This window comes from Rhizobium sp. YTUHZ044 (assembly GCF_051123975.1).
GTDB lineage: Bacteria > Pseudomonadota > Alphaproteobacteria > Rhizobiales > Rhizobiaceae > Rhizobium.
The window spans coordinates 64,935-91,744 of sequence record NZ_CP101430.1 but is presented as its reverse complement, the minus strand read 5'-3'; the positions used below and the strand labels follow the sequence as shown (position 1 = coordinate 91,744).

Here is a 26,810-nt window from a genome sequence, read left to right as displayed (position 1 = left end):
AACTAAACTCGTGCGCTAGCTTTCTCTAGCTGACATTCATCGGATCATCATCATGAATATCAGGCAGATGACCGAGATCGCCGAGCAGTGGCTAACGACATTCATTCTGAACGAATGGACGTTCTTTCAGCTTGCGATCATCGTGGCGGGCTTGGGTTTTGCGTCCTTACTTGCGTCACGCACAGAGCCTGCGATGGAGGCAAAGGCGCGCCTGATCAAGGGTAATCCAGACCTCCTTCGGGTCATCATTGCTCCTATGCGCCGGATGATGTGGCTTTTCCTTGTAGGTTGGTTATGGCTCGCCAACGTTGTGCTGAGCAAGAGCGCGTGGCCCTCACAACGCTGGCTTGTGTCAACGGCTCTGACGCTGGCAGCGGCATGGTTCGTCATCTCCGTTCTGACCAAAATCATCCGCAACCCAACCCTGTCACGCGCCGTCGCGATCGGCAGTTGGAGCTACATCGCTCTTTATGCAGTCGGTCTTGACGGCCCAGTTCTATCTGCTCTTGACGGTCTCGCGATTAATTTAGGCGCGGTGAGACTCTCGCTTCTGCTTGTGCTCAAAGCCCTCGTGCTGGCGATCGCCCTGATCTGGTTGGCCGTCCTCATTGGCAATATGCTTTCCCACTGGGTTCAGCGGTCGGCCGACTTGTCGCCTTCCATCAAGGTGTTGATCAGCAAATGCATCAAGATCAGCCTGATCATAATCGCTGGAGCCATCGCTTTGTCGGCGACCGGGGTCGACCTGACGGCCCTGACCATTTTCTCAGGCGCAGTCGGCGTCGGAATAGGCTTCGGCCTTCAAAAAGTCGTATCGAACTTCATATCCGGCATAATCATCTTGATCGACAAGTCGATAAAGCCGGGTGACACGATCACCCTTGGCGACACGTTCGGGTCGATCCGCGACCTGCGATCGCGGTTTGTTTCCGTCATCACCCGCGATGGCAAGGAGTACCTCATTCCAAATGAGGACTTCATATCGCAGCAGGTCGTCAACTGGTCGTTCTCCAGTGATTATGTGCGGATCGACGTTGACTTCGGGACGTCCTATAACAGTGATCCGCATCAAGTCGTTAAGATCGCCATTGCGACAGCATCGACCGTGCCCCGGGTCGCTAACGAATACAAGCCACCCGTCTGCTGGCTGACCGCCTTTGGCGCTTCGTCGCTCGACTTCCGGCTTCGCTTCTGGATCTCGGATCCAGCGAACGGGCTGACGAATGTTCGTGGGCAAGTCCTGATGGCGCTGTGGGACGCCTTCAAGAAAGCTGGCATCTCTATCCCATTTCCGCATCATGAAATCATCATGAAAAGCCCTATAGAGATCAAACAACAGGACTGATTTGCCAAGCCCGTCGATCCGCCGAGCGGATGCCGTTTTCGAACACGCTGCTGGAAGGCGACATCGATCTGTGCCGAACAGGAGCCGGCCTTGAAGAACAGGACGGCAGCGCCCGGACTGCTCACCGCCTCCCACCAGCCGATGCGGATCTTTCCACGGCCGCCGCCGGAGCCTTGTCGGAGCGGCTGATAGCGGCGAACATCTCGCCTCCCGCTATCCGAGGAGACGACGCGGTTCCTCCTGCGGTCGGTCGGCGTTCTCCGTCACGTCGGGTTTGCGTGCACACAGGTATTCGCCAACATGTTCGCGACCCATGGGTTTGCCGAACAAATAGCCCTGCAGCGTGGTGCAGCCCATTTCCAGCAAACACATCGCCTGCCGATGGCTCTCTACGCCTTCCGCCGTGACCTTCATATCGAGCTTCCGCGCCAGATTGAGCACCAGTTCGACGATTGCGAGGCTCGATTCATCCACGAGCATGGTGTCGATAAAGCTCTTGTCGATCTTGATGATGTCGACCGGCAGACTTCGCAGATGCGTCAGCGATGCATAACCTGTCCCGAAGTCATCAAGCGCCACTGTCAGGCCCTTCTTGCGCAAACGTTGCAGGGTTGTTGCAACGGTATCTTCCAAGCCCTGCAGGAAGACCGTTTCCGTCACCTCCAGCACGAGCGTATCCAGCGGGATGCCTCTCGACGCAAAGGCGGCAACGATCCGGGTTTCCAAGTCGCCCCTCATGAAATCGGAGGCGCTTATATTGAGACCCACCCGCCCGAATTCCAGCCCGCGGTCGATCCAGCTTCGAATGTCGGTCGCGACCTGCTCGAGCATGCGGGTCGTAATGTGGTGGGCAACGCTTGGATCTGTGAACGCCTCGTGAAATTGCGCCGCCGACACGATTGAACCATCCGAATGCTGCATTCGCACCAGCGCTTCAAACGCCCATACCCGACCGTCGGCACAACCGACGATCGGCTGATAGTGCGGCACCATCCGATAATCGGTAAGAGCCGACTCCACCTCCCGGATGATCTGAATGCGTCGCGCTATCCTCGAACGCAGGCTGGGCTCGTAGTGGACATAGCTGCCGCGCCGCGTTTCTTTGGCATGATAGAGGGCGAAATCCGCGTTTTGCGAAAGCGTTGCGGCATCCATCCTGCCCTCCGAAATCGCTCCACCCACAGTTATCGTCGGATTTATCGTCGACCCCCCAACATCCAGAGGGCGACCGATATATCCGATCAGGTGGCGCGCGAGTGAACCCATGCGGCGTACGCTTGCGGGCGCGTCCAGAATAACAGAGAACTCATCGCCGCCCAGGCGAAAGACCCTTCCTCGTTTTCCCAAGCGTTCATCCAGACGTGAGGCCACGCCTTTCAGCAGCAGGTCACCTGTCGCATGGCCAAGGATATCGTTCACTTGCTTGAGGCGATCGACGTCGATCAGCAGCAAACCGATGGAAGGAGCGTCGGCCGCTGTGAGCCGCTCCATATGAGCGTTGTAGGCTGCCCGGTTGCCAAGTCCGGTCAGCGGATCGGCGTTTGCCGCCTGGAGCAGACGTTGCTCGTACTGCACTTTTTCGGAAACATCCTGAACGATGCCAAACAGACGACTGGGCTTGTCGCTCAAGCGCTCGATATCGCTGACCACGCGTACCCAGCGCTCCTCCCCCTCTGGCGTCATGATGCGATATTCCCTGTCGATGCCGGCCGCAGAACCATCGAGGACATCGCGTATCCTGCGTCTGACGCTCTCGCGCTCTTCGGGAGCATAGCAGCCGATCACCTCCTCCGAGGTCATTCGTTTGCCGACCGGCAATCCAACGGTGCGGTAAATCTGGTCGGACCAAATGATCGTGCCGGTCTCGAGATCCATCTCGAAGCCGCCGACCTTGGCAGAGCGTTCGGTCTGCTCGAAACGGGCCTGCTTCAATTCAAGTTCACGTTGCTGCTCTCTCAGCAGGCTTTGCTGACGATGTTCCCTGATGAGGCCGACGACGACGCTTGCCAAACTGCGAAGCTGTCCGAGATCCCGATCGCCGAAGCGGCGGTTCTTGGTGTCGAGGACGCAGAAACTGCCGTAGCAGGTCTCCCCTTCCGAAAGCGGCACTCCCGCATAGAACCGGACCGAACGCTCTCTGACGAAGATGTTTCCGGAAAAGCGAGAATCCTTGTCGGCGTTTTTAACGACGAGCGGTGACTTCGTTTGTACGATGTGGCTGCAGAAGGAATGCTCGCGAGGCGTCTCTTTCAAAAAGAGACCGTGCTCGGCCTTGAACCACTGCCGATCCCCGTCGACGAACGAAACCAACGCCATCGGCATGTCGAACACGCTGCAAGCCAGCCGCACGATTGCATCGAACTCTTCCGTCGGCGGCGTATCGAGAATACTGGCCTGGTGAAGGAGATTCAATCTCTCATCTTCTGAAAGGGACATGCGACCTTGGGCTCCTCGCAGCACTTGATGACGCGGAGTGAAACCCTTCATGGGTCATGGAAGCGGAAGAACTAACCGCTGACTATCTGTAGAATGGCACAATCTGGTTGCCAAATATTGAAGCGGCCCACATATAGTTTGGTCGTAAGACATCCTGCCGAACGGGATATTCTCGCCTGGCCGCAAGATACTGAATATCTGAGTGACATGCCATCTCCGATCGGTCGATGGCCCAGCGACCTTCAAAAAACATAGGCCACGCGGTTCGCATCCGTGTAACGCGCTTAGCCAACTTTGCCTTTACGAGCGCGCAAGACGGCTTGAACATGAGCCTTTGACGCCTCCGTCTTTTTCTTTGTAATTTCCGACATACATTAAATATTATGTACGTTTCGCCGATTGGCACGCGGGGATTGAGGTGTTGGCGATGGCAACCGCCAATCTTCACTTTGTTGTTTTTGCTGCTTTCAGCTTGGGGATTCGGCGTACCGTCGGCGTCTGACCGGGCGTCTGTCGTCCTCAAGGTGAATGGCGCCATTGGGCCTGCTATAGCTGACTACGTGGTACGAGGCATTCAGCGTGCTGGCGAACGTGCAGCGGTCTTGATCGTCCTGCAAATGGATACACCAGGCGGCCTTGACACCTCCATGCGGGAAATCATCCGCGCGATCCTTGCCTCGCCGGTGCCTGTCGCGAGTTTCGTCGCGCCAAGCGGGGCACGGGCTGCCAGCGCCGGCACCTATATTCTCTACGCAAGCCACATTGCGGTAATGGCCCCTGGGACCAATTTGGGTGCGGCGACACCAATCGCGCTCAGCGTAAAGCCTTTCGGCGGTGATGAGGAACCGGAAAAGAAGCCGAGCGAACCTAGTGGCAAGCAGCCGGAAGCTTCAGGCAATGCCCACGAAGCAAAAGCCGTTAACGACGCAGTCGCTTACATTCGTGGGCTTGCGGAATTGCGCAATCGCAACGCCGACTGGGCAGAGCGTGCTGTCCGCGAAGCTGCAAGCCTTTCATCCACAGCGGCAGTGCGCGAACATGCCATCGATTTCACGGCAACTGATGTCAACGATCTCCTTGCAAAGGCGCAGGGCCGCATGGTGCGGGTCGGTCAAACGGAGGTCCGGCTCGATACCGCCGGTTTGGCCGTGCAGGAATTCGAGCCTGACTGGCGCACGCGCCTGCTTTCCGTCATTACCGATCCGAACATCGCAATCATCCTGATGATGGTTGGTATCTATGGCCTGATCTTCGAATTTCTCGCACCTGGGACAATGCTTCCTGGAACGATCGGCGGCATCTGTCTCCTCCTTGGTCTCTATGCCCTGGCATTGCTGCCGGTAAGTTTTGCCGCCGTTGGGCTTATTTTACTCGGCGTGGGATTGACTGTGGCTGAGGCGCATTCGCCAAGCTTCGGCGCTCTGGGCATCGGCGGCGGGGTAGCCGTGATCCTGGGAGCAACCATCCTGTTTGATACCGATATCCCCGGGCTGCAAGTATCGCGCCCCCTACTGGGCGCAATTGCATTTGCGACTCTTGCCTTTAGCCTTGTCGTTGCTCGCGTGGCATTCACCTCGCGATTGCGCCGGGTAGCCACCGGTGCAGAGGAGATGATTGGCATTTCCGGCAAAGTTGAGAGTTGGACGGGGCTCACGGGGTACGTCATCGCGCATGGCGAACGCTGGAAGGCCGTTTCCGCCGAACCCCTTGTTGCTGGTGACCCTGTCAGGGTGACGGGCCGCAACGGGCTGGCGCTCGAGGTCGCCAGCCGTCCTAAGAACACCTAGCGGCATTCAAGGACGCAGGAGGAGAAGTCATGGATATGTTTGCAGATCTTGCCTTCTACTTGGTGGCCATAGTCATTGCCGTCGCCATCCTCGCATCCGCGGTTAAGATCCTGAGGGAATATGAACGCGGCGTCGTGTTCACACTTGGCCGCTTTACCGGAGTCAAGGGACCCGGCTTGATTCTGCTCATTCCCTATGTCCAGCAGATGATCCGGGTCGACTTGCGCACGCGCGTACTCGATGTCCCTAGCCAGGACGTCATCTCACATGACAATGTCTCGGTTCGTGTCAGCGCGGTGATCTACTTCAGGGTCATTGACCCCGAGAAATCGACAATACAGGTCGAGGATTTCATGATGGCAACAAGCCAGCTTGCTCAGACGACTTTGCGCTCCGTGCTCGGCAAGCACGACCTCGATGAAATGCTGGCAGAACGCGACAGGCTCAACTCCTATATTCAGGAAATCCTCGACTCTCAGACGGACGCTTGGGGAATTAAAGTAGCCACTGTCGAGATCAAACATGTGGATATCAACGAGTCGATGATACGGGCGATCGCTCGCCAAGCGGAAGCCGAACGCGAACGCCGCGCAAAGGTCATCAATGCCGAGGGCGAACAGCAAGCTGCAGCGAAGCTACTGGAAGCGGCGGAAATTCTGGCCAAACAGCCGGAGGCGATGCAACTTCGTTACTTGAGCACTTTGAACGTCATCGCCAGCGAGAAGACTTCGACGATTTTATTCCCCTTCCCGATGGAATTGGGCAATCTAATTGCCATTAAGCCGAAGAGATCGAACGGCACTGGCGTTGATGTTTGATCCGGCTTCTGTGTCGCCCTCGGGCCAAAATGAGGCCACGCCCCAGAGAAATGATATGAATGTTGAATCAGCTTCGACTCGCCTCGTCACCTCACAATCGATTCATCGATCACAGGATCTGCTCTAGCGCATGGGAGGCGATTACGTGTTTGCCTCTCGGAGGGGCTGATCGCGGCGAACACCTCGTCCCCTGCTATCCGAGGAGACGACGCGGTTTCTCCAGCGGTCGGTCGGCGTTCTCTTAACAGGCTTTGCTGACGATATTCCCGGGGCCTATTGCCGCCATGCAACTGTGCTTGTTCATTCGCTCAGCCAGGCCTAAGCAGGATCGCTGGCCCAGTCTTCGTGTCCATGGCGTATTCGGATCACGAATATAGCTCCGTGCTCCTCGATCCGGTAGACAATGAGATGGGCTTTGAACGGATGAACTCTAACTGGCGGCGAAATCTCCTCTCGCTCACGCGCCATTCGCGGATTGGCCGCAATCAGATCAAGCACGGTAAACAACTCGTCATGATACTGCCTAGCCTGTGCGGCTCCGAACATGCGCACTCCTTGTTCGGCGATCGCAATGATGTCCTCTTCCGCTTCGACTGAAAGGTCAAAGCGCATTATCTACCGCCGCGCGTTGTTTCTGCACGTGCCACTGCCGCGGCAAAGAGTTCGTCCTTCGAGCGGCTGCCAATACCGCTTTTAAAACCGTCATCAACGAAACGCTGCATGGCGGCAACCTTGTCACTGCGAATTTGGTCCCTCCGGATCAGGTCGCGCACATAGTCACTCGCATTGGAATATCGCCCGCTCTTTGCTTGTGCCTCAACCCAATCTTTCATCGGGTCCGGAAGAGATACGTTCATCGTAGCCATTCGAGCCTCCATGGTGCGAGTAGGTTAGCTGGACTTGGCAAAGTTTGTCAATCGGCTCCACGAACGGCGATCTGTGTCATATCCGGGGATTGCCGCCTACGCGATGACGAAGTCAGCGCTTCAGGGGTAGTCGGCCTGTCGATCAACGTCCGTGTGACGCTGATCCTCGTACGACAGGTCGAGCTCTTGCCCTTGTGGGCAAAGCTTTTCGGCATCGGCACGGCCTTATTCCGGTCTCAGTTGATGGGATCCGAACCGGCAGACGTCAATGCGTGATCCGGGTCCAGTCGGCTCAGATGTGCAAAGCGTTTCCCAACGCTTTCAGCGCCGCTTCCATGAGCGCTTCGCTGCGGGTCGGATGGACGTGAATGGTGCCGGCGATGTCTTCCAGGCGTGCTCCCATCTCGATCGCTAGCGCAAAAGCTGCCGAAAGCTCGGAGACTCCGGCTCCCACCGCCTGCAAGCCGAGAACCAGATTAGTGTCGGCACGGGCGACGACGCGCACGAAACCTTCCTCAGAGACCATCGTCATCGCCCGCCCGTTGGCGCTGAACGGAAACTGGGCGGTGCGGATCTCATATCCTTGCGCGCGCGCCTCCGCCGGCGTCAGGCCGGCGCTGACGATCTCAGGATCGGTAAAGCAGATGGCGGGAATGCATCTTTTGTCCCAGCCCCGCTTCTTGCCCGCAACGATTTCTGCCACCATCTCCCCTTGCGCCATCGCCCGATGCGCCAGCATCGGTTCGCCGGTCACGTCGCCGATCGCATAGATGCCGCGCATCGAGGTGCGGCATTGATCGTCGATCCTCAGATATGGACCGGCGCGGTCGAGATCCAACTCCTCGAGACCGGACCCTGCCGTTCGCGGGCGGCGGCCGACAGTGACAAGGATGCGATCCGCCGGCAGTGTCTCATGCCGGCCATCCGACGTTTCAACGATCAATGACTCGCCATTATCGGCAAGACCCATCGCCTTCGCACCCGTCAGCACCCGGATGCCGCTCTCGGTCAGCTTGCGCATCACGGGACGCACCAATTCCGCATCATAGAGCGGCAGCACCTGGGGAGTCGCCTCGACGACGCTCACCTCCGAGCCCATCTTCGAAAAGGCCATCCCGAGTTCCAGCCCGATATAACCGCCGCCGACCACGACGATCGTTTTCGGTAGTTCCGTCAGCGACAGCGCCTCGGTCGAGGAAATGACGCGGCCGCCGAAGGGCAGGTTGGCAAGCTCCACCGGATCGGAACCGGTGGCGATCACCACGGTCTCGGCGCGGATGACCTGCTGACCGGTTTCGGTCTCCACCTCCACCGTCTTGCCGTCACGGAAGTGCGCGCGGCCATGGACGATTTTCACCCGCGCCTTCTGCAACAGACCTGAAACACCTCCCGTCAGCCGGCCGACAATGCCGTCTTTCCAGGCGATCGTCCTTGCGAGATCGATCGAGGCGCCTTCGACGCGGATGCCCATCGGGTTCTTGCCTGCCAGCATTTTTTGCGTGGCGTCGAATTCCTCGGCCGCATGGATCAACGCCTTGGAAGGAATGCAGCCGACCGTCAGACAGGTGCCGCCCGGCTTGCCGGCTTCGACGATGACGGTATCGATGCCGAGCTGTCCGGCGCGGATGGCGCAGACATAGCCGCCCGGGCCGGCGCCGATGACGAGGAGCTTGCAGACCATTTCTTTCATGTGCTCAGCCTTCGATGAAAATGAGCGCCGGCGTTTCAAGGAGCGTGCGGATACGCTGGACAAAGGTCGCCGCATCCCAGCCGTCGATGATGCGATGATCGAAACTCGAAGAGAGGTTCATGATCTTGCGCGGCACGAATTGCGTGCCGTCCCAGACCGGGCGTGTGGCGATCTTGTTGACGCCGATGATCGCCACCTCGGGATGGTTGATGACAGGCGTCGAAACGATGCCGCCGAGCGCACCGAGCGAGCTGATGGTGATGGTGGAGCCGGAAAGCTCGTCGCGCGTCGCCGTGCCCGAACGCGCCGCATCCGCCAGCCGGCTCATTTCGGCGGCGCAATCCCAGAGGCCGCGCGCTTCCGCATGCCGCACGACAGGCACGGTCAGGCCGGCCGGCGTCTGCGTGGCGATGCCGATATGGACGGCGCTATGGCGCGTGATGATGCCGGCATCGTCGTCGAAGGTGGCGTTGACCTCCGGCTGCCCGGCAATGGCCTTGACCAGCGCCCGCATCAGAAAGGGCAGGACCGTCAGCTTCGGATGGCCCTCCCTGCGGTCGCCGTTCATGGTGGCGCGCAGCTCCTCCAGCGCCGTCATGTCCACTTCCTCCACATAGGTGATGTGGGGAATGCGCGAGGTGGAAAGCACCATTTTTTCGGCGATGCGCCGCCGCAGTCCGGTGAGCTTGATCTCCTCCGTCGCTGTCTTCTTGACGGATCCACCCTTTAGGAGGGCCGGAGCGGCGCCTTGCATCAGGAATTGCTCGACATCTTCGCGCAGGATACGTCCGGCCGGCCCGCTCCCCTGCACCTGCCTGAGATCGACGCCGCTTTCCCTGGCAAAGAGCCGAACGGAAGGGGCAGCAAGCGGTTTTTCGACGGGCGGGGCGGCAGTAGACGGGATTGCGGAGACCGGCGCTGCCGGGGCAGGCCTCGTGATTTCCGCTACGACGACTTCGGCGGTCGGCGCCTGCGAAATCCGCATCGGCTGGGCCTCGCCGGCACCTTCCGCCGTTTCGATCCGCACCAGCGGCGCCTTGACCGCGATGCGGTCTCCGATATCGCCGGCGAGCCAGATGACCGTGCCATCGACGGGAGAGGGAATTTCCACTGTGGCCTTGTCGGTCATCACGGCGGCGATCACCATGTCCTCGCGGACGGGATCTCCCGGCTTCACATGCCATTCCACAAGTTCGGCCTCGGCGACCCCTTCCCCGACATCGGGCATCTTGATGATGAATTCGCCCATGGCTCAGGCCTCCATGACTTCGGCAAGCGCCCGCCCGACCCGGCCGGGACCGGGGAAATAGTCCCATTCCTGCGCATGCGGATAGGGCGTATCCCAGCCCGCGACGCGCACGACAGGCGCTTCGAGATGATAGAAGCAATGTTCCTGCACCAGCGCCACGACCTCGGCGCCGAAGCCCGACGTCAAGGTCGCCTCATGAACCACGACGCAGCGGCCCGTCTTCGAAACTGATTTGACGATCGTATCGAGATCGAGCGGCAGCAGGCTTCTCAAATCGATCACTTCGGCGTCGATGCCGGCATCCTCGGCCGCGGCCAGCGCCACATGCACCATCGTGCCATAGGCAACGACTGTTACCGCCGATCCCGTGCGCCGCACCTCGGCCTTGCCGATCGGGATCGTATAATGGCCATCGGGCACCTCGCCGAGAGCGTGTTTCGACCAGGGTGTGACCGGCCGCTCGTGGTGGCCGTCGAAGGGGCCGTTATAGAGCCGCTTCGGTTCGAGGAACATCACCGGATCCGGATCCTCGATCGCCGCGATCAGCAGGCCTTTGGCGTCATAGGGATTGGACGGCACGATCACCTTCAACCCGCAGACATGGGTGAAGAGCGCTTCCGGGCTCTGACTGTGCGTCTGGCCGCCGAAGATGCCGCCGCCAGTCGGCATGCGCACGACGATCGGGCAGGTGAAATCGCCGTTGGAACGGTAGCGGATACGCGCCGCCTCCTGCGTCAGCTGGTCATAGGCGGGATACATGTAATCGGCGAACTGGATCTCGACGCAGGGTTTGAGCCCGTAGGCCGCCATGCCGATTGCCGTGCCGACGATGCCGGATTCGCTGATCGGCGTATCGAAGCAGCGCGTCCTGCCGTATTTTGCCTGCAGGCCCTGGGTGCAGCGGAAGACGCCGCCGAAATAGCCGACATCCTCGCCGAAGACCACGACATTGTCATCCTTCGCCATCGACACGTCCATGGCGCTGCGCACGGCCTCGATCATCGTCATCCTGGCCATGTCAGTATCCTGCCTTCTGCCGCTGGCGGCGGATATGCGCCGGCATCTCGGCATAGACGCCCTCGAAAATGTCGCGCACCGAAGGTCTGCCGCCGGCATGCAGCGTGCCATGCGCCTCGGCCTGGCGCTGCGCCTCGATCACCTCATCGGCGATTTCGGCTTCCGCCTGCACATGCCGTGCCTCCGACCATACGCCCTTGCCGATCAGATGTTTCTTCAGCCGCAGCACGGGATCGCCGAGCGGCCAGGCCTCCGATTCCGTCTTCGGCCGATAGGCGCTCGGATCGTCGGAGGTCGAATGCGCGCCGACGCGGTAGGTGACATGTTCGATCAGCGTCGGCCCGAGATTGCGCCGGGCGCGTTCAGCTGCCCAGCGGGCGACGGCATGGACGGCGAGATAATCATTGCCGTCGACCCTGAGCGCCGGAATGCCGAAGCCGAGGCCTCGGGCGGCAAAGGTGCCGGAGCCGCCGCGAGCAATTCCCTGAAAAGTGGAGATCGCCCACTGATTGTTGACGATGTTGAGGATCACAGGGACCTTGTAGGTCGAGGCGAAGACGAGCGCCGAATGGAAGTCCGATTCCGCCGTCGATCCGTCGCCGATCCAGGCCGCGGCAATGCGGCTGTCGTTCTTGATCGCCGAAGCCATCGCCCAGCCGACGGCCTGCACATATTGGGTGGCGAGATTGCCCGAAATGGTGAAGAAGCCATGCTCCTTGGAAGAATACATGATCGGCAGCTGCCGGCCGTGCAGCGGATCACTCTCGTTAGAGTAGATCTGGTTCATCATCTCGACCATCGGATAGTCGTCGGCGATCAAGAGGCCCGCCTGGCGATAGGTCGGGAAATTCATGTCGCCCTTAGCAAGCGCCTTGCGGAAGGCGCAGCTGACGGCCTCTTCGCCGAGATGCTGCATGTAGAAGGAGGTCTTGCCCTGGCGCTGCGCCATCAGCATGCGGGCATCGAAGGCGCGCAGCTTCATCATGTTACGAAGCCCGGTCAGCAGTTCCTCATCGGTGAGCGATCCGGCCCAGGGACCGACCGCCTCGCCGTCACGGTTCAAGACACGGATGATCGAATAGGCGAGATCGCGGATATCCTCGGACGCGACATCGACCTCCGGCCGCGGCACGGAACCGGCCTTGGCGATCTTGACGTTGGAAAAGTCGGGCTGGCCGCCCGGGCGGACGGCGGGTTCGGGGACGTGCAGGCTCAAATGAGCGGAATCCACCATGTTTTTGCGTTCCTCCCTTTGCCGACCCCGCCTCCCTCCCGGAAGCGGGCCGGATGTCATTCCTAAAGATTGCGGGCGATCACCATGCGCTGCACGTCGCTCGTTCCCTCGTAGATCTGGCAGATGCGCACATCGCGGTAGATGCGCTCGACCGGATAATCGGCCATGTAGCCGTAGCCGCCGTGGATCTGGATCGCATCGGAGCAGACGCGCTCGGCCATCTCAGAGGCGAAGAGCTTCGCCATCGAGGCTTCCGACAGGCAGGGCAACTCCGCCTCCCGAAGAGACGCGGCGTGAAAGACGAGCTGGCGCGCCGCCTCGATCTGCATCGCCATGTCGGCAAGGCGAAAGGCGACGGCCTGATGTTCGAAAATCGGCTTGCCGAAAGCCGTGCGCTCCTTGGCGTAATCACGCGCCGCCTCGAAGGCCGCCCGTGCCATGCCGACCGCCTGCGCGGCAATGCCGATCCGCCCCCCCTCGAGATTGGCGAGCGCGATGCGATAGCCTTCGCCTTCCCCACCCAGCCTCAGATCCACGGGAATGCGCATCGTGTTGAAGGCGATCTGACAGGTGTCGGTGGAATGCAGTCCGAGCTTTTCCTCGACGCGGATCACCTCATAGCCGGGTGTGTCCGTCGGCACGATAAAGGCGGTGATGCCCTTCTTGCCGGCATCGGGATCGGTGACGGCAAAGACGATGATGACATTGCCGTTTTTTCCCGAGGTGATGAACTGCTTGGCACCGTCGATCACATAGTGGTCGCCGTCACGCCGGGCCCTTGTCTTCAGGTTCGAGGCATCGGATCCGGCCTGCGGCTCGGTGAGGGCGAAGCCGCCAATCCATTCGCCGGTCGCAAGCTTCGGCAGGAAACGCTGCCGCTGCTCCTCGGTGCCGAATTTCAGGATCGGCACGCAGCCGACGGAGCTGTGCACGCTCATAATCGTCGAACAGGGTCCATCGCCGGCGGCAATCTCCTCGAGTGCCGCGGCATAGGCGACAACACCCGTGTCCGAGCCGCCATAGGCCTCCGGCACCAGCATGCCGAGCAGCCCTAGTTCGCCCATCTCCTTCAGTTCCTCGCGCGGGAAAAGATGTTCCCGGTCGCGTTTGGCGGCTCCCGGCGCCAACCGGTCGCGGGCAAAGTCGCGGGCGAGATCTGTGATCTGCTGCTGAAGGTCGGAAAGGATCATGTCGCTCCTCCTTCCCGCTAATGCCGCTCGATGGCGACGGCCGTCGCCTCGCCGCCGCCGATGCAAAGCGCCGCCATGCCGCGCTTCAGATCGTAGCGCTCCAATGCTGAAAGCAGCGTCACCAGGATGCGGGCGCCTGATGCGCCGATCGGATGGCCGAGCGCGCAGGCGCCGCCATGCACATTGACCTTTTCATGCGGCAGGTCGAGATCGCGCATCGCCGCCATGGCGACGACGGCAAAAGCCTCGTTGATTTCGAAGAGGTCGACGTCCGAAAGCGCCAGGCCGGTCCGATCTGAGAGCTTCTGCAACGCGCCGATCGGCGCGGTGGCGAAAAGATTGGGCGCCTGCGAATGGGTGGCATGACCGAGGATGGTGGCGAGCGGCGTCAGGCCGCGATGCTCTGCCTCGGAGCGGCGCATGAGCACGAGCGCTGCCGCGCCGTCGGAAATCGAACTTGAATTGGCGGCCGTCACCGTGCCATCCTCTCGGAAGGCGGGCTTCAGCATCGGGATTTTGTCGAGCTTCGCCCGACCCGGCTGCTCGTCGCGGCTCGCCCGCTGCTCTGATTTGCCCGACTTGACCGTCACCGGCACGATCTCGCTTTCAAACCAGCCTTCCGCGATCGCCTTCTGCGCCCGCGTCAGGGAGGCGATGGCGTAATTATCCTGCGCTTCGCGCGTGAACTGATAGGCTTGGGCGCAGTCCTCCGCGAAGCTGCCCATCAAGCGCCCCTTGTCATACGCATCCTCCAGCCCGTCGAGGAACATGTGGTCCACGACACGCCCATGGCCGAGCCTGTAGCCGCCGCGGGCCTTGTCAAGGAGATAGGGCGCGTTCGTCATGCTTTCCATGCCGCCGGCGACTGCCACAGAAGCACTGCCGGCGGTGATGAGGTCATGAGCCGTCATGACCGCCTTCATGCCCGAGCCGCACATCTTGTTGACGGTGCTTGCCCCCGTCGCGAAAGGCAGGCCGGCGCCGATCGCCGCCTGGCGCGCCGGCGCCTGGCCTTGGCCTGCAGGCAGCACGCAGCCGAAAACGACTTCTTCAACCGCCTCGGCCGAGACATGGCTACGCTCCATTGCCGCGCGGATCGCCGTGGCTCCGAGTTCCGGCGCTGTCGCCTCCTTCAGCTCTCCCTGGAAACTGCCGATCGGCGTGCGCGCCGCGCCGACGATGACGATAGGGTCCTGCAGTGCCATGTTTCCTCCCTGGGGCAAACGCTCAGCGCGCGCCCATCCGCAATGCGCCGTCGAGGCGGATGACCTCGCCGTTCAGCATGGTGTTTTCAAAGATATGGCGCACTAGCGCAGCAAATTCCGCCGGCCGGCCGAGCCGCGGCGGAAAGGGCACGCTCTGGCCGAGTGCCGCCTGAACCTCGGCCGGCATACCGGCCATCATCGGCGTCTCGAAAATGCCGGGCGCGATCGACACGACGCGGATGCCGTGACGGGCGAGCTCGCGGGCGATCGGCAAGGTCATCGCCGCCACCCCGCCCTTGGAGGCGGCATAGGCCGCCTGGCCGATCTGACCGTCAAAGGCGGCAACCGAGGCCGTATTGACGATCACGCCGCGCTCGCCTTCGGCATCCGGCTCCCCGGTCTGAATCGCAGCGGCGGCAAGCCGGATCATGTTGAACGTGCCGATGAGATTGATGCCGACGGTGCGCGCGAAACTCTCCAGCCGGTGTGGCCCGTCGCGGCCGATCACCTTTTCGGCCGGCGCCACGCCCGCGCAGTTCACCAGCCCGCGCAAACCGCCAAAGGCTTCGGCCGCCGCGGCAACCACAGCTGCTCCAGCCTCGCCATCGGTCACATCCGCCTTGACGTAGCGGGCATCGATGCCAAATTCCCGCGTGATCGCCTCGCCCAGGTCAACGTTGAGATCGGCGATCGTCACGCGCCCGCCGGCCTCGACGAGCATGCGCGCCGTCGCCGCTCCGAGCCCGGAGCCGCCGCCGGTGACGATGAAACTTGCCCCACGGATCAGCATGAATCTGTTCCTCCCTGTCGGCTGCGTCCTCCTCCGAGCGCCACCGACGGTCACGATTCTATTCGTTCCACCTATTGCAAGCGATGACAGAACTGCTCCATTATTTCGGCCAGTTTTGCCATAGCGGGGTTGAGATGGCCGAGATCGAGCGACGCATGATTGCACCGGGCTTCGTCGAAGAGGCGCTGGACAGCCTGCGGCGGCTCGGCAAGCCGACGGCGCCGATCCTTGCGCGGGTCGGCCTGCCGCCGATCGTCGATCAGCCGGTGTCTGCCGAAACTTATGGCGCCGTCTGGCTGATGATCGCCGCCGAACTCGACGACGAATTCTTCGGCATGGGCGGCCGACCGATGCGCAGCGGCAGCTTCACGCTGCTCTGCCATTGTGTGCTGCATGCGCCGACGCTCGGTCAGGCGCTGCGTCGGGCGCTACGTTTTCTCGATGTCGTGCTCGACGACCCTAGAGGCCGGCTCGTCATCCGCGACGGCTTGGCCGAGATTGAGCTCAGGGATGTGGGCGGCCCGCGATCGGCCTTCGCCTATCGCACCTACTGGATCATCCTGCACGGCATCATATGCTGGCTGGTCGGCCGCCGCATCCCCATCCGGCTTGTCGACTTCCGCTGCGCCGAACCGAAACAGGGCGCCGACTACCGGTTGTTCTTCGGCGCTCCGGTGCGCTTCTCGCAACCGATCAGCCGTCTCGGCTTCGACAGCACCCTGCTCGACCTGCCGATTTCCCGTAGCGAACAGGCGTTGAAACAGTTCCTGCGCGGCGCGCCCGCCAATATTCTGGTGCGCTACCGCTACGACGCGGGCATCGCCGCCGCCGTCCGTCGGCGATTGAGCCAGGCAACGCCGGCGACGTGGCGCAGCTTCGCCGAACTCGCCGCCGACATGCGCATGCCGCCCTCGACGCTGCGCCACCGCCTGCACGACGAAGGACAAAGCTATGCCGCCATCAAGGACGACATCCGCCGGGATCTCGCCGTCGAACTGCTGCTGAATACCTCGAAAACGATCGGCGAGATCGCCGTACAGCTCGGCTATTCCGAACCCAGCGCCTTTTTTCGCGCATTTCGCAAATGGATGGGCAAGAGCCCTGAGACTTTTCGACGGGAGGAAGCGGGGGAATAGCGCAGTGGGTAACAAGCCGAGACCTGCATCTAGACCCAGTCGCTATTTGGCGCTGGCGGTTCCACACCCTCCCTCATGCCTGTGCTTGTCACAGGCATCCAGCGCGCCCAAGTCCTTGGGCGCAAGAGACTTTCTTCGAGCGAGCAACGAGCCATTCTCCGCGCGGACGCGCGATGGTTGGATGCCGGTGACAAGCACAGGCATGAGGGAGGCATGGGGTGCCTCTTTGAACCTGCCGCAACCCGCGCTACATATTTCAGCGGGAGGAGTGCCATGTTTGATTTCTCGCTCGGCGAAACCGCGGACGCGATCCGCGAAACGACGGCGCGATTTGCCGCCGATCATATTGCTCCGCTCGCCGCGGAGATTGACGAAAGCAACACGTTTCCACGCCAGCTCTGGCCGCAGATGGGCGCACTCGGCCTGCATGGGATCACCGTCGAGGAAGAGTTCGGCGGCGCCGGTTTCGGCTATCTCGAGCACGTCGTCGCCATGGAGGAGGTCTCGCGCGCCTCGGCTTCCGTGGGCTTGAGCTACGGTGCTCATTCCAATCTCTGCGTCAACCAGATCCGCCGCTGGGCCTCAACGGAGCAGAAACGCCGCCATCTGCCGAAGCTGATCTCGGGCGACCATGTCGGCTCGCTTGCCATGTCCGAGGCCGGCTCCGGTTCCGATGTCGTCTCCATGGGGTTGCGAGCCGAGAAAAGAGGCGACCGCTATATTCTCAACGGCACGAAGTTCTGGATCACCAATGCCCCGCATGCCGACGTACTCGTCGTCTATGCCAAGACCGATCCGGCCGCCGGCCCGAAGGGCATTTCCGCCTTCATCATCGAAAAGGGCCTGACCGGCTTCAGCGTCTCCAAGAAGCTCTCGAAACTGGGCATGCGCGGCAGCGACACGGCCGAACTGGTCTTTCAGGATTGCGAGGTGCCAGCCGATGCGCTGATGGGCCGGGAGGGAGAAGGCGTGAAAATCCTGATGTCCGGCCTCGATTACGAACGCGCCGTGCTCGCCGCCGGCCCGCTCGGGATCATGCAGGCCTGCCTCGATGTCGTGCTGCCCTATGTGCGCGAGCGCAAGCAGTTCGGCAAGGCGATCGGCGATTTCCAGCTGATGCAGGGCAAGATCGCCGACATGTATGTCGCGCTGAATTCGGCGCGCGCCTATGTCTATTCCGTCGCCCGCGCCTGCGATGCCGGCCGGGCAACGCGCACCGATGCGGCCGCCGCGATCCTTTTTGCCAGCGAAAATGCCGTGAAAGTCTCACTGGAAGCGATCCAGGCGCTCGGCGGCGCCGGCTATACCAAGGAATGGCCGGTCGAGCGTTTCCTGCGCGACGCCAAGCTCTACGATATTGGCGCCGGCACCAACGAGATCCGCCGCTATCTGATCGGGCGGGAGCTCATCGCATCATGACGGTGATTTCGACTGCGATCGATCGCGACAGCGAAAGCTTCAAAGCCAATACCGCCAAGAATAAAGCCCTCGTCGACGAACTCTACGCGCGTTCGGCGAGCGCGCGCGAGGGCGGATCGCAGACGGCGCGCGCGCGCCATACCGGCAAGGGCAAGCTCCTGCCGCGCGACCGCGTTCAGCTCCTGCTCGATGCCGGCAGCCCTTTCCTGGAGATCGGCACGCTGGCAGCCAACGGCATGTATGGCGACGAGGCGCCGGGCGCCGGCATCATATCGGGCGTCGGCCGCGTTTGCGGCCGCGAGGCGATGATCGTCGCCAATGACGCGACGGTGAAGGGTGGCGCCTATTTCCCGATGACGGTGAAGAAACATCTCAGGGCGCAGGAGATCGCCCTGCAGAACCGGCTGCCCTGCCTCTATCTGGTCGATAGCGGCGGCGCCAATCTTCCGCATCAGGCCGAGGTCTTTCCCGACCGCGACCATTTCGGCGCCATCTTCTACAATCAGGCGCAGATGTCGGCCGAAGGCATTCCGCAGATCGCCTGCGTGATGGGAAGCTGCACGGCCGGCGGCGCCTATGTCCCCGCCATGTCTGATGAAACCGTCATCGTGCGCAATCAGGGCACGATCTTCCTCGCGGGTCCCCCGCTGGTCAAAGCCGCGACCGGCGAAATCATCTCGGCCGAAGAACTCGGCGGCGCCGAAACCCATGGCCGCCGCTCCGGCGTCGTCGATCATGTTGCCGAGAATGACGAACATGCGCTGCTTCTGGTGCGAGACATCGTCGCCAGCCTCAACAGCGTCAAATCGGTCGATATCGACATCCAGCCTCCGCGGCCGCCGAAACTCGATTTCCAGGATCTTCTTGGCCTCATTCCCGATGACGTGCGCTCGCCCTATGATGTGCGCGAGGTGATCGGACGGATCGTCGACGGCTCGGAACTGCACGAGTTCAAGCCGCTCTACGGCTCCACGCTCGTATGCGGCTTCGCCCGCATCTGGGGCATGCCGGTCGCCGTCATCGCCAATAACGGCGTGCTCTTTTCCGAAAGCGCGCTGAAGGGTGCGCATTTCATCCAGCTCGCCTGCCAGCGCCGCGTGCCGCTGCTGTTCCTGCAGAATATTTCCGGTTTCATGGTCGGCGGCCGCTATGAGGCCGGCGGCATCGCCAAGGACGGGGCAAAGCTGGTGACGGCGGTTGCGACGGCGACCGTGCCGAAGGTCACCGTCATCATCGGCGGCAGTTTCGGCGCCGGCAATTACGGCATGTGCGGCCGCGCCTATCGCCCCCGTTTTCTCTTCACCTGGCCGAACAGCCGCATCAGCGTCATGGGCGGCGAACAGGCGGCTTCCGTGCTCGCCACCATCCGCCGCGACGCACTGGAGGCGCGCGGAGAGAATTGGTCTGTCGAAGAAGAGGAGGCTTTCAAGGCGCCGATCCGCGCCGGCTACGAGGCGGAGGGCAATCCCTATTATGCCACTGCCCGCCTCTGGGACGACGGCATCATCGATCCCGGCCAGACGCGAGACGTGCTCGGCCTTGCCTTTTCCGCCTGCCTGAACGCGCCGATCCCAAAAGGGCCGCGCTTCGGACTGTTTCGGATGTGAGGCGGCTATGATGGAAAGCCTTCTCATCGCCAACAGAGGCGAAATCGCTCGCCGCATCATCCGCACGGCAAAGACTGCCGGCATCCGCACCATCGCCGTCTACTCCGAGGCCGATGCCGGCCTGCCCTTCGTCGGAGAAGCCGACGAGGCGATCGCCATCGGGCCGTCGCCGGCCCGCGAAAGCTACCTGTCTGAGGTACACATCCTCGAAGCCGCCCGCAAGACCGGGGCGGCCGCGATTCATCCGGGCTATGGTTTCCTGTCGGAAAATGCCGAATTTGCCGAAGCAGTCGAGAAGGCCGGTATCATCTGGGTCGGAGCGCCGGCGGCCGCTATCCGGGCGATGGGGCTGAAAGACGCGGCCAAAGAATTAATGCAGGCAGCCGGCGTGCCGGTCACTCCAGGTTATCTCGGACCAGACCAGAGCGAAGCAAGACTGGCGGCCGAGGCCGAGGCCATCGGTTATCCCGTACTCATCAAGGCGGTGGCCGGCGGCGGCGGCAAGGGCATGCGCCGCGTCGACCGCCCGCAGGATTTCACCGAGCTTCTCGCCTCCTGCCGCCGCGAAGCCGCCGCTTCGTTCGGCGATGATCGCGTTCTCATCGAACGCTATATCGCCAATCCGCGTCATATCGAGGTGCAGATCTTCGCTGACGAGCATGGCAACTGCGTCCACCTCTTCGAACGCGACTGCTCGCTGCAGCGCCGTCATCAGAAGGTCATCGAGGAGGCCCCCGCTCCCGGGCTCAATGCAACCACGCGGGCTGCGATCTGCGATGCGGCGGTGAAGGCCGCAAGAGCGGTGAACTATGTCGGCGCCGGCACGATCGAATTCATCGCCGATGCCTCGCAAGGCCTGCGTCCGGATCGAATTTGGTTCATGGAGATGAATACACGCCTGCAGGTGGAACATCCCGTCACTGAAGCCATAACAGGTGAGGATCTGGTGCTCTGGCAACTGAAGGTGGCTAACGGCGAGCCGCTGCCGAAAAGCCAGGATGAGATCGCCATGAAGGGCTGGGCCCTCGAGGCCCGGCTCTATGCCGAAAATCCCGCCGCCGGCTACCTGCCCTCGACCGGCCGGCTCGAACATCTCAAACTCCCCCGAACCATCCGCGTCGAGAGCGGTGTCGAACAGGGCGATGAGATCACCGCCTTCTACGATCCAATGATCGCCAAGATCATTGCGCATGGGCCGAACCGCGAAGCCGCGCTGTCGAAGCTGGCCGCCGCTTGTGCCGGTATCGAGATCTGGCCGGTCAGATCCAATGCCGGCCTTCTCGCCCGCGTCGCCACCAACCCGGATTTTCGCGCCGCCCGGATCGATACCGGCTTCCTCGACCGGCATGGCGAGGGCCTTGTGGCGACGGAGCCAGATGAGACGACAATCGACAAAGCGGCAACGGCACTTTCGAAGGCCGCAAATGAGGATCCCTGGTCGGTGCTGACCGGTTTTCGCATCGCCGGGCCAGGTGACGGCCGCGTTCGGGTGCGCATCGACGGTCACCTCCACTGGGGGCGCGTGCGCCCCGACCTTGAGGCGAATGCCGTCGAGATCGACGCGAAGACCGTGCTTTTCGACGCCGGCAATGCCTGGCCGATCGGCCTGCCCCATGCGGGCGAAGTCGAGGCACGTCAGGGTGCGGGCGACGGCGCGATGCTTTCGCCCATGCCGGGCCTCGTCATCTCGGTCGATGTCGCCGAAGGCGACACTGTTGCCAAGGGGGATCCTCTGCTGACGGTCGAAGCGATGAAGATGGAACATACGTTACGCGCGCCCTTCGACGGCATCGTTGGGAAATTGCAGGTTTCCACCGGCGCCAGGGTCTCGGAAAACCAGCTGGTCGTCAGCGTCATCAAGGAGCAGGCGTGATGGCCGGCCGTTATTTCGACGAGTGGACAGTCGGCGACCGCATCGCCCACGAGATCCGCCGCACCGTCACCGAGACCGATAACCTGCTGTTCACGACGCTGTCCCACAATCCGCAGCCGCTGCATCTCGATGCCGATTATGCCGCCGGCACCGAGTTCGGCCGCATCGTTGTCAACGGCACCTTCACCTTTGCGCTCACCATCGGCCTTTCGGTCGGCGACACCACACTCGGCACGCTCGTCGCCAATCTCGGCTATGACACGGTGACGATGCCGAAGCCGGTCTTCATCGGCGATACGCTGCGGGTGGAAACCGAGGTGACGGAACTGCGCCGCTCGAACTCCCGCCCCGATGCCGGCATCGTCACTTTCCGGCATGTCACGTTGAACCAACGTGACGAGATCGTCTGCCAGTGCCTGCGCACGGCGATGCTGAAGGTGAAACCGTCATGAGGCTGCGCTCGCTGCTCTTCGTACCCGGCGATCGGCCGGAGCGTTTCGAGAAAGCGCTCGCTTCCGGCGCCGATGCCGTCATTCTCGATCTGGAAGATTCGGTTGCGCCCGCGAACAAGCCAAAAGCACGCGAGACCGTGCACGAATTCGCCCACCGCTATGCCGGCGAGACCGTTCTCTTGATCCGCGTCAATCCCCTCACCTCCCCTGAATTCGAAGCCGACCTTGCCGCTCTGAACGGTCTTCATCCCTTCGCCATCATGTTGCCGAAGGCCGAGGGGGCCGTTTCCGTGGGCAAACTCGCAGCCTCGTTGACCCCGGCCGTTCCCGTTTTGCCGATCGCGACGGAAACGCCGTCCGCGATCTTCGAGATTGGCAGCTACCGCGACGTCTCGGCGAAGCTTTGCGGCCTGACCTGGGGCGCCGAGGATCTGCCGGCCGCGATAGGGGCTGCGACAGCGCGGAGGACGGATGGCCGTTATACGCCGCCCTACGAGCTTGCCCGCTCGCTCACCCTATTCGCAGCCCATGCCGCCGCCGTTCCGGCAATCGAAACCGTCTATCCCGATTTGCGCGATCTCAACGGTCTCAGGGCCTATGCCAGCCGCGGCCGGCGCGACGGCTTTTCCGGCATGATGGCCATCCATCCGAGCCAGGTCGAAACGATCAACCACGCCTTCACACCTGACGCCGCCGAGGTCGCCTGGGCAGAGAAGGTCGCCGCCGCCTTCGCCGCCAGGCCTGACGCCGGCGTCATCCAGCTTGACGGACGCATGCTTGACCTGCCGCACCTCAAGCTTGCGCTGCGCATTCTGGAAAGCGCCGGACGATAAGCCCACCCATCCAGCGGATCAGCCCGGTTTTGCGGTTTGCCTGGAGGCGGCCTGCTCCGGCTCGAGGTAACCGGCGCCGATGGCGACATAGAGATCCACATAATCCTTTGCGACCTGCTGCATGGTGGCAGCAAGGCTTTCCTGAGCATCCGAGACGGACCGCTGCGCGTCCAGAACGTCGAGCAGCGAAGAGGCGCCGTCCTTGTAGCTCGTGGTCGAAAGCGCCAGCGATTCCTGCGCCGTCTGTACCTGCCTGCGCAACGGCCCCAGCGTCTGCGTGTCGTGGCGAACGGCCGCAAGCGCGTTTTCGACCTCTTCGACGCCGTTCAGCACCGCCGCTTTCCACGCCAGATATTGCGTTTTGGCATCGGATTTCTCGATATCGACATTGGCCCGCAATTTGCCGCCATCGAAGATCGGCAGGTTGAGCGTCGGTCCGAAAGACCAGCTCGTCAGGCTTGCGCCGGTGGCGCCCGATGATTTGACCCAGCTCGGCGAAATCGAACCGGAAAGCGAGATCGACGGGTAAAGCTGGGCTTCGGCAGCACCGATATCGGCGACAGCTGCCGCCAGCTCGCGTTCGGCCTTTCTTATATCGGGACGGTTGCGGATGAGATCGGCCGGGATGCCGGCACCAATGTCGCCGCGGAACACCGGCTGGCCAGTATTCCTGCGCAGCTTTTCCGTCAGCGAAGCCGCCGGCATCCCGAGCAGTGTGGCAATGTGATGGGCCGATTCGGTAAAACTCTGTTCGAGGCCGGGAATGTCGGACTTCGTCGACTGTACAAGACCCTCGGCCTGGACGACGTCGAGGCGGGAGGCCGCACCAGCTTTCAACTGCAGCTCAGTGAGTTCGTAAGTCTGCTGGCGGGATTTCAAATTCGCCTGAGAAAGGGCGATGCGCTCCTGGTAATAGCGGGCGTCGATATAACTCTCGACCAGGTCTTTCAGAAAGGTGAGCCTGGCATTATCGGCCGTCGCATAAGCGGCTCCAAGCGAGGCGAGGGCGCGCTCTTTCGAGCGACGGTACTGGCCGAAGACGTCGAGCAGCCAGGAAAGGCTGGCATCGCCTCCCGTCGTGTTCGTGGTGCCGACCGTCGTCCGCAGCCGCCCCTTCTCCCCGGAGAGAGTATGCGATCCGTCGACCGTCAGGCTCGGCAGGGCGCCGGCGCCGGCTACCGTGACGTTGGCGGAAGCCGAATTGATGCTCTCGAGTGCCCGCAACACATCTAGGTTCTCGCTGAGACCCTGCGTGACCAGCCCGTTGAGCTTCTTGTCGCGATAGGCCGTCCACCACTTTGCCGTCACGACATCGCCGTTGCTCTTATTACCCCCGTCTTCGAACTTGGCGGGAAGCGGCATCTCGGGGGCAACGTGATCCGGGCCGCTGACGCAGCCTGCCAGCAGCAGTGTGAATGCGGCTGCGGTGTAGCGGAGGGATGATAATCTAGTGCGAAGCGACGTACTCACGGGGGAGCCTTCTGAACCGGGATCGTGGGTTCAGGCTTAGCGGCGCTAGCGTTAATGGCGGTTAAGAAACGGTAAAGTTAGGTAAAAGCAGCGTCCCGCCGCACATCTCGGTTCAGCAGAGCTGCGCGGCCTCGTCCTCGATGAGGGAGAGATGCATCGAGTCAGGATGGAAGGAAGGCACCGCAATTCCCTCATTGATGCCGCGAGCGGGTGGGAAGATAGCGAGGGGCACCCAGCTTATTCGCGATCTTCTCGTCGGTCAGATCGTCGAGAGGCTTGGGGGCTATGCCCGCCTTCGCGCCAGCGAACTCTTGCCTCAAATCGACAATGCAAATGCTGCTCAACATGACGGGATCAAGGCGTGCCGCCCCTGCCACTCGCTGCTTTTTGTCCTGCCGCTGCTGTTGGTCCGGCCGGCCGCTGCGCTGGCGGGTGATGAGCCCGACCGACCAGCTTCCGGTGCTAGTCCGTCGGCTCAAGCAAATCGTCCAGTTTTTCGACGACGGCCCGAACCACGTCAGCGCGGCTGACGATGCCAACCAACACGCCGTCACGCAGGATAGGGACGCGCTTGATCCGATGTTTCAGCATCAGATCGGCCAACTCCGCAAGCGAGGCTTCCTCATCCGCGGCGATGATGGTCTCGTTCATAATCTCGCGGACATGCTGCTGGTTGAGGCGGATTTCGGCGAGAAACTCCGGGGCGAGCTTCTCGCCTTCGGCCAGCATGCGCAGCCATTGCGCTCGCTTGCTTTGAAACTGCGAGCCAAAGTGGCGCATCACATCGCCTTCGCTGACCAATCCAAGCGGCCGGTTATCGGCGTCCACCACCGGTACGGCGGTGATATGATGGATAAGCATGCACCGGGCGGCCTCGGCCACCGTGGTCTCAGGCGATACCGTAATTAAATCCGTTGTCATCACCGACTTGGCAGGGATCGTCATGTGTAAAGGCTCCAGCTAAAGGAGCATGCACGATACCGGATCGGCTTGGCGGCCGCCTTGACTTACCGCAATGTGCGATGGCGCGGTTCGCGACCATCGCGCCCGTCGCTTTTACTTCTGGATGAGCAACCACGATACCAAGCTTCGTCGATTGGTGCTCAGGCCTGTTCGTCCGCCAAACCATAGGGTATCGGCTTCCTGGGAAGCTCCAGGGTGATCGCCAGCCCCCCCGCCTCCGGCAATGACGCATGCACGCGCCCGCCATGCCGTTCGATGGCCTGCCGGGTGATTGCAAGACCGAGACCGTATCCGCCTCTCGGCACCGCCTCTCTCCCGCGAGAGAACGGCTGGAAAATGCGTTCGAGTTCGTCCCGTTGGACGCCCGGCCCCTGATCCGTGACGCAGATTTTTAGCCGGTCGGCTGTCGCCTCTGAGGAGACCGAGATGTGCGAATGGTCGGCCGTATATTTGACGGCATTTCGAACGACGTTTTCGAGCGCCCGATAGATAAGCTCGCCTTCGACTTCGGCCCGGAAGGTGCCATCGACGCTCGTCGTGATCGAGATCTCCCGCGCCTGGGCTTCGAATGCCGCATCGCTGAGGATCTCGTTGAGGAGTTCGATGACATCGATGGTCTGCGTCTTCAGCGGCAGGCTGGATCCTGCCGTCAGCCTGGCGAGCGTCAGAACCTCGCCCACCAGCATATCGAGCCGTTCGACCTCGCGGTCCATTCGATCCAGCATGGCGCCGAGTTTGGCGGGGCTTTGCCGCAACACACCGACGGCGGCCTGCAGCCGGGACAGAGGCGAGCGCAGCTCATGGGAGACGTCATGGAACAGCCTCTGCTGCGCATCCTGTAGCTCCTGAAGGCGGGCGGCAGTGGAATCGAAATCATGCGCAAGTGCTGTGACCTCGTCCCTGCGTCCCGCCATCTTGTCGCCGATACGGACGTCGAAACGGCCGTGGGCAAGCGCGCTCAGGCCATCGCGAAGGTGGACGACGGGACGAATGAGGTATCGCGCCAGCGCGCCGGCCGCGATCGTGCTGGCGACCAGGATGGTGAGCCACGGCAGGAATGGTCCAAGGCTGTCGAAAGTGGAACCGGCCGGGGCCGACACGGAAAGCCGATAGCAGACTCCATCCTTCAGCATGGATCGGGCGGTGCCCGTGTCCTTCTCGGCGCAGGCGTCGGCGTCGTCGGGCTTGGACAAGGTCAGGCCAAGCGGTAGCGTCTTCTGGCTTGTGGTCACGAAACGCGCGGCGGCGGCTTCGCCGTCCTCAGCCAGAATATTTGCAGTCAGGTTGAGCACAAGCGTCCGCCGCTCATGTTCCAGCTCGCTTGCGAAGGGAACCGCCTGAAGGAGTTTGACGATAAGGATAACGGCAGCAAGGCTTGCCGCCAGAGTCAGCCAGATAATCCTGAAGAACTTCCAGAAAAGCCGGGGCAT

Annotated in this window: 22 protein-coding genes; 9 read left to right on the top strand and 13 right to left on the bottom strand. The window is 61.9% G+C overall.

Annotated features, from left to right (window positions below; translation table 11 throughout):
- The first annotated feature begins 52 nt into the window (after positions 1 to 52).
- Positions 53 to 1,345, top strand: coding sequence for a mechanosensitive ion channel family protein (locus tag NL154_RS29850; RefSeq protein WP_210633307.1), 1,293 nt, complete (start codon positions 53 to 55; stop codon positions 1,343 to 1,345).
- Positions 1,346 to 1,558: 213 nt separating this feature from the next.
- Here NL154_RS29850 and NL154_RS29845 read toward each other — a convergent pair whose 3' ends face one another.
- Positions 1,559 to 3,781 carry an EAL domain-containing protein gene (locus tag NL154_RS29845; protein ID WP_434734620.1) on the bottom strand — a complete coding sequence of 741 codons (2,223 nt, stop codon included), beginning with the start codon at positions 3,779 to 3,781 and terminating at the stop codon, positions 1,559 to 1,561.
- A 383-nt stretch (positions 3,782 to 4,164) separates the two neighbouring features.
- Between NL154_RS29845 and NL154_RS29840 the strand changes: the two genes are divergently transcribed.
- Together NL154_RS29840 and NL154_RS29835 are read left to right on the top strand one after the other, a co-directional pair.
- Positions 4,165 to 5,568: an NfeD family protein gene (locus tag NL154_RS29840; RefSeq protein WP_434734619.1), complete on the top strand. Its 1,404-nt coding sequence runs from the start codon at positions 4,165 to 4,167 to the stop codon at positions 5,566 to 5,568.
- A 29-nt stretch (positions 5,569 to 5,597) separates the two neighbouring features.
- Positions 5,598 to 6,386, top strand: a complete 789-nt coding sequence (locus tag NL154_RS29835; protein ID WP_434734618.1) for a slipin family protein — start codon at positions 5,598 to 5,600, stop codon at positions 6,384 to 6,386.
- 318 nt (positions 6,387 to 6,704) lie between these two features.
- On the opposite strand, the gene NL154_RS29830 is transcribed toward NL154_RS29835, so the two are convergent.
- From NL154_RS29830 to NL154_RS29790, 9 genes are all read right to left on the bottom strand, one after another.
- Positions 6,705 to 6,998, bottom strand: coding sequence for a type II toxin-antitoxin system RelE/ParE family toxin (locus NL154_RS29830; protein WP_210633303.1), 294 nt, complete (start codon positions 6,996 to 6,998; stop codon positions 6,705 to 6,707).
- Positions 6,998 to 7,252 (bottom strand): type II toxin-antitoxin system ParD family antitoxin, encoded by a 255-nt coding sequence (locus NL154_RS29825; protein WP_221147182.1) that lies wholly within the window; start codon positions 7,250 to 7,252, stop codon positions 6,998 to 7,000. Before NL154_RS29825 ends, NL154_RS29830 begins: the two co-directional genes overlap by 1 nt.
- 292 nt (positions 7,253 to 7,544) lie before the next feature.
- Positions 7,545 to 8,942, bottom strand: coding sequence for a dihydrolipoyl dehydrogenase (gene lpdA / locus NL154_RS29820; RefSeq protein ID WP_210633294.1), 1,398 nt, complete (start codon positions 8,940 to 8,942; stop codon positions 7,545 to 7,547).
- A gap of 4 nt (positions 8,943 to 8,946) precedes the next feature.
- Positions 8,947 to 10,191, bottom strand: coding sequence for a dihydrolipoamide acetyltransferase family protein (locus NL154_RS29815; protein ID WP_210633293.1), 1,245 nt, complete (start codon positions 10,189 to 10,191; stop codon positions 8,947 to 8,949).
- 3 nt (positions 10,192 to 10,194) lie between these two features.
- A complete protein-coding gene (locus tag NL154_RS29810) occupies positions 10,195 to 11,208 on the bottom strand; it encodes an alpha-ketoacid dehydrogenase subunit beta (RefSeq protein ID WP_210633291.1) in 1,014 nt (337 codons plus the stop codon).
- A gap of 1 nt (position 11,209) precedes the next feature.
- On the bottom strand, positions 11,210 to 12,442 hold the full coding sequence (locus NL154_RS29805; RefSeq protein WP_434734617.1) for a 3-methyl-2-oxobutanoate dehydrogenase (2-methylpropanoyl-transferring) subunit alpha: 1,233 nt from the start codon (positions 12,440 to 12,442) through the stop codon (positions 11,210 to 11,212).
- A 62-nt stretch (positions 12,443 to 12,504) separates the two neighbouring features.
- Complete coding sequence (locus NL154_RS29800) at positions 12,505 to 13,632, bottom strand: acyl-CoA dehydrogenase family protein (RefSeq protein ID WP_221155750.1); 1,128 nt, start codon at positions 13,630 to 13,632, stop codon at positions 12,505 to 12,507.
- 17 nt (positions 13,633 to 13,649) lie between these two features.
- A complete protein-coding gene (locus NL154_RS29795; protein WP_221147186.1) occupies positions 13,650 to 14,837 on the bottom strand; it encodes an acetyl-CoA C-acyltransferase in 1,188 nt (395 codons plus the stop codon).
- Between the two features lie 22 nt (positions 14,838 to 14,859).
- Positions 14,860 to 15,627 carry a 3-hydroxyacyl-CoA dehydrogenase gene (locus NL154_RS29790; RefSeq protein ID WP_210633285.1) on the bottom strand — a complete coding sequence of 256 codons (768 nt, stop codon included), beginning with the start codon at positions 15,625 to 15,627 and terminating at the stop codon, positions 14,860 to 14,862.
- An 83-nt stretch (positions 15,628 to 15,710) separates the two neighbouring features.
- Here NL154_RS29790 and NL154_RS29785 point away from each other — a divergent pair, with 83 nt between their 5' ends.
- The 6 genes from NL154_RS29785 (at position 15,711) to NL154_RS29760 (ending at position 22,947) form a co-directional block, all read left to right on the top strand.
- A complete protein-coding gene (locus NL154_RS29785; protein ID WP_434734616.1) occupies positions 15,711 to 16,763 on the top strand; it encodes an AraC family transcriptional regulator in 1,053 nt (350 codons plus the stop codon).
- Between the two features lie 273 nt (positions 16,764 to 17,036).
- Positions 17,037 to 18,182 carry an isovaleryl-CoA dehydrogenase gene (locus tag NL154_RS29780; RefSeq protein ID WP_210633282.1) on the top strand — a complete coding sequence of 382 codons (1,146 nt, stop codon included), beginning with the start codon at positions 17,037 to 17,039 and terminating at the stop codon, positions 18,180 to 18,182.
- Entirely contained in the window at positions 18,179 to 19,789 is a 1,611-nt protein-coding gene (locus NL154_RS29775) for a carboxyl transferase domain-containing protein (protein WP_434734615.1), read from the top strand. The genes NL154_RS29780 and NL154_RS29775 overlap by 4 nt, the downstream gene beginning before the upstream one ends.
- Before the next feature lie 7 nt (positions 19,790 to 19,796).
- Positions 19,797 to 21,662 carry a biotin carboxylase N-terminal domain-containing protein gene (locus NL154_RS29770; protein WP_434734614.1) on the top strand — a complete coding sequence of 622 codons (1,866 nt, stop codon included), beginning with the start codon at positions 19,797 to 19,799 and terminating at the stop codon, positions 21,660 to 21,662.
- Entirely contained in the window at positions 21,662 to 22,114 is a 453-nt protein-coding gene (locus NL154_RS29765; protein WP_434734613.1) for a MaoC family dehydratase, read from the top strand. The genes NL154_RS29770 and NL154_RS29765 overlap by 1 nt, the downstream gene beginning before the upstream one ends.
- The gene (locus NL154_RS29760) at positions 22,111 to 22,947 is read left to right on the top strand and encodes an HpcH/HpaI aldolase/citrate lyase family protein (protein ID WP_434734612.1); all 837 of its coding nucleotides are present in this window, start codon (positions 22,111 to 22,113) and stop codon (positions 22,945 to 22,947) included. The genes NL154_RS29765 and NL154_RS29760 overlap by 4 nt, the downstream gene beginning before the upstream one ends.
- An 18-nt stretch (positions 22,948 to 22,965) precedes the next feature.
- Here the strand turns inward: NL154_RS29760 and NL154_RS29755 are convergent, their stop codons facing one another.
- The 3 genes from NL154_RS29755 to NL154_RS29745 all read right to left on the bottom strand — a co-directional run bounded on the left by NL154_RS29755 (position 22,966) and on the right by NL154_RS29745 (position 26,810).
- Complete coding sequence (locus tag NL154_RS29755; RefSeq protein ID WP_434734611.1) at positions 22,966 to 24,417, bottom strand: efflux transporter outer membrane subunit; 1,452 nt, start codon at positions 24,415 to 24,417, stop codon at positions 22,966 to 22,968.
- Positions 24,418 to 24,879: 462 nt separating this feature from the next.
- Positions 24,880 to 25,362, bottom strand: a complete 483-nt coding sequence (locus tag NL154_RS29750; RefSeq protein WP_221147191.1) for a CBS domain-containing protein — start codon at positions 25,360 to 25,362, stop codon at positions 24,880 to 24,882.
- Between the two features lie 158 nt (positions 25,363 to 25,520).
- Positions 25,521 to 26,810 carry a HAMP domain-containing sensor histidine kinase gene (locus NL154_RS29745; RefSeq protein WP_221158179.1) on the bottom strand — a complete coding sequence of 430 codons (1,290 nt, stop codon included), beginning with the start codon at positions 26,808 to 26,810 and terminating at the stop codon, positions 25,521 to 25,523.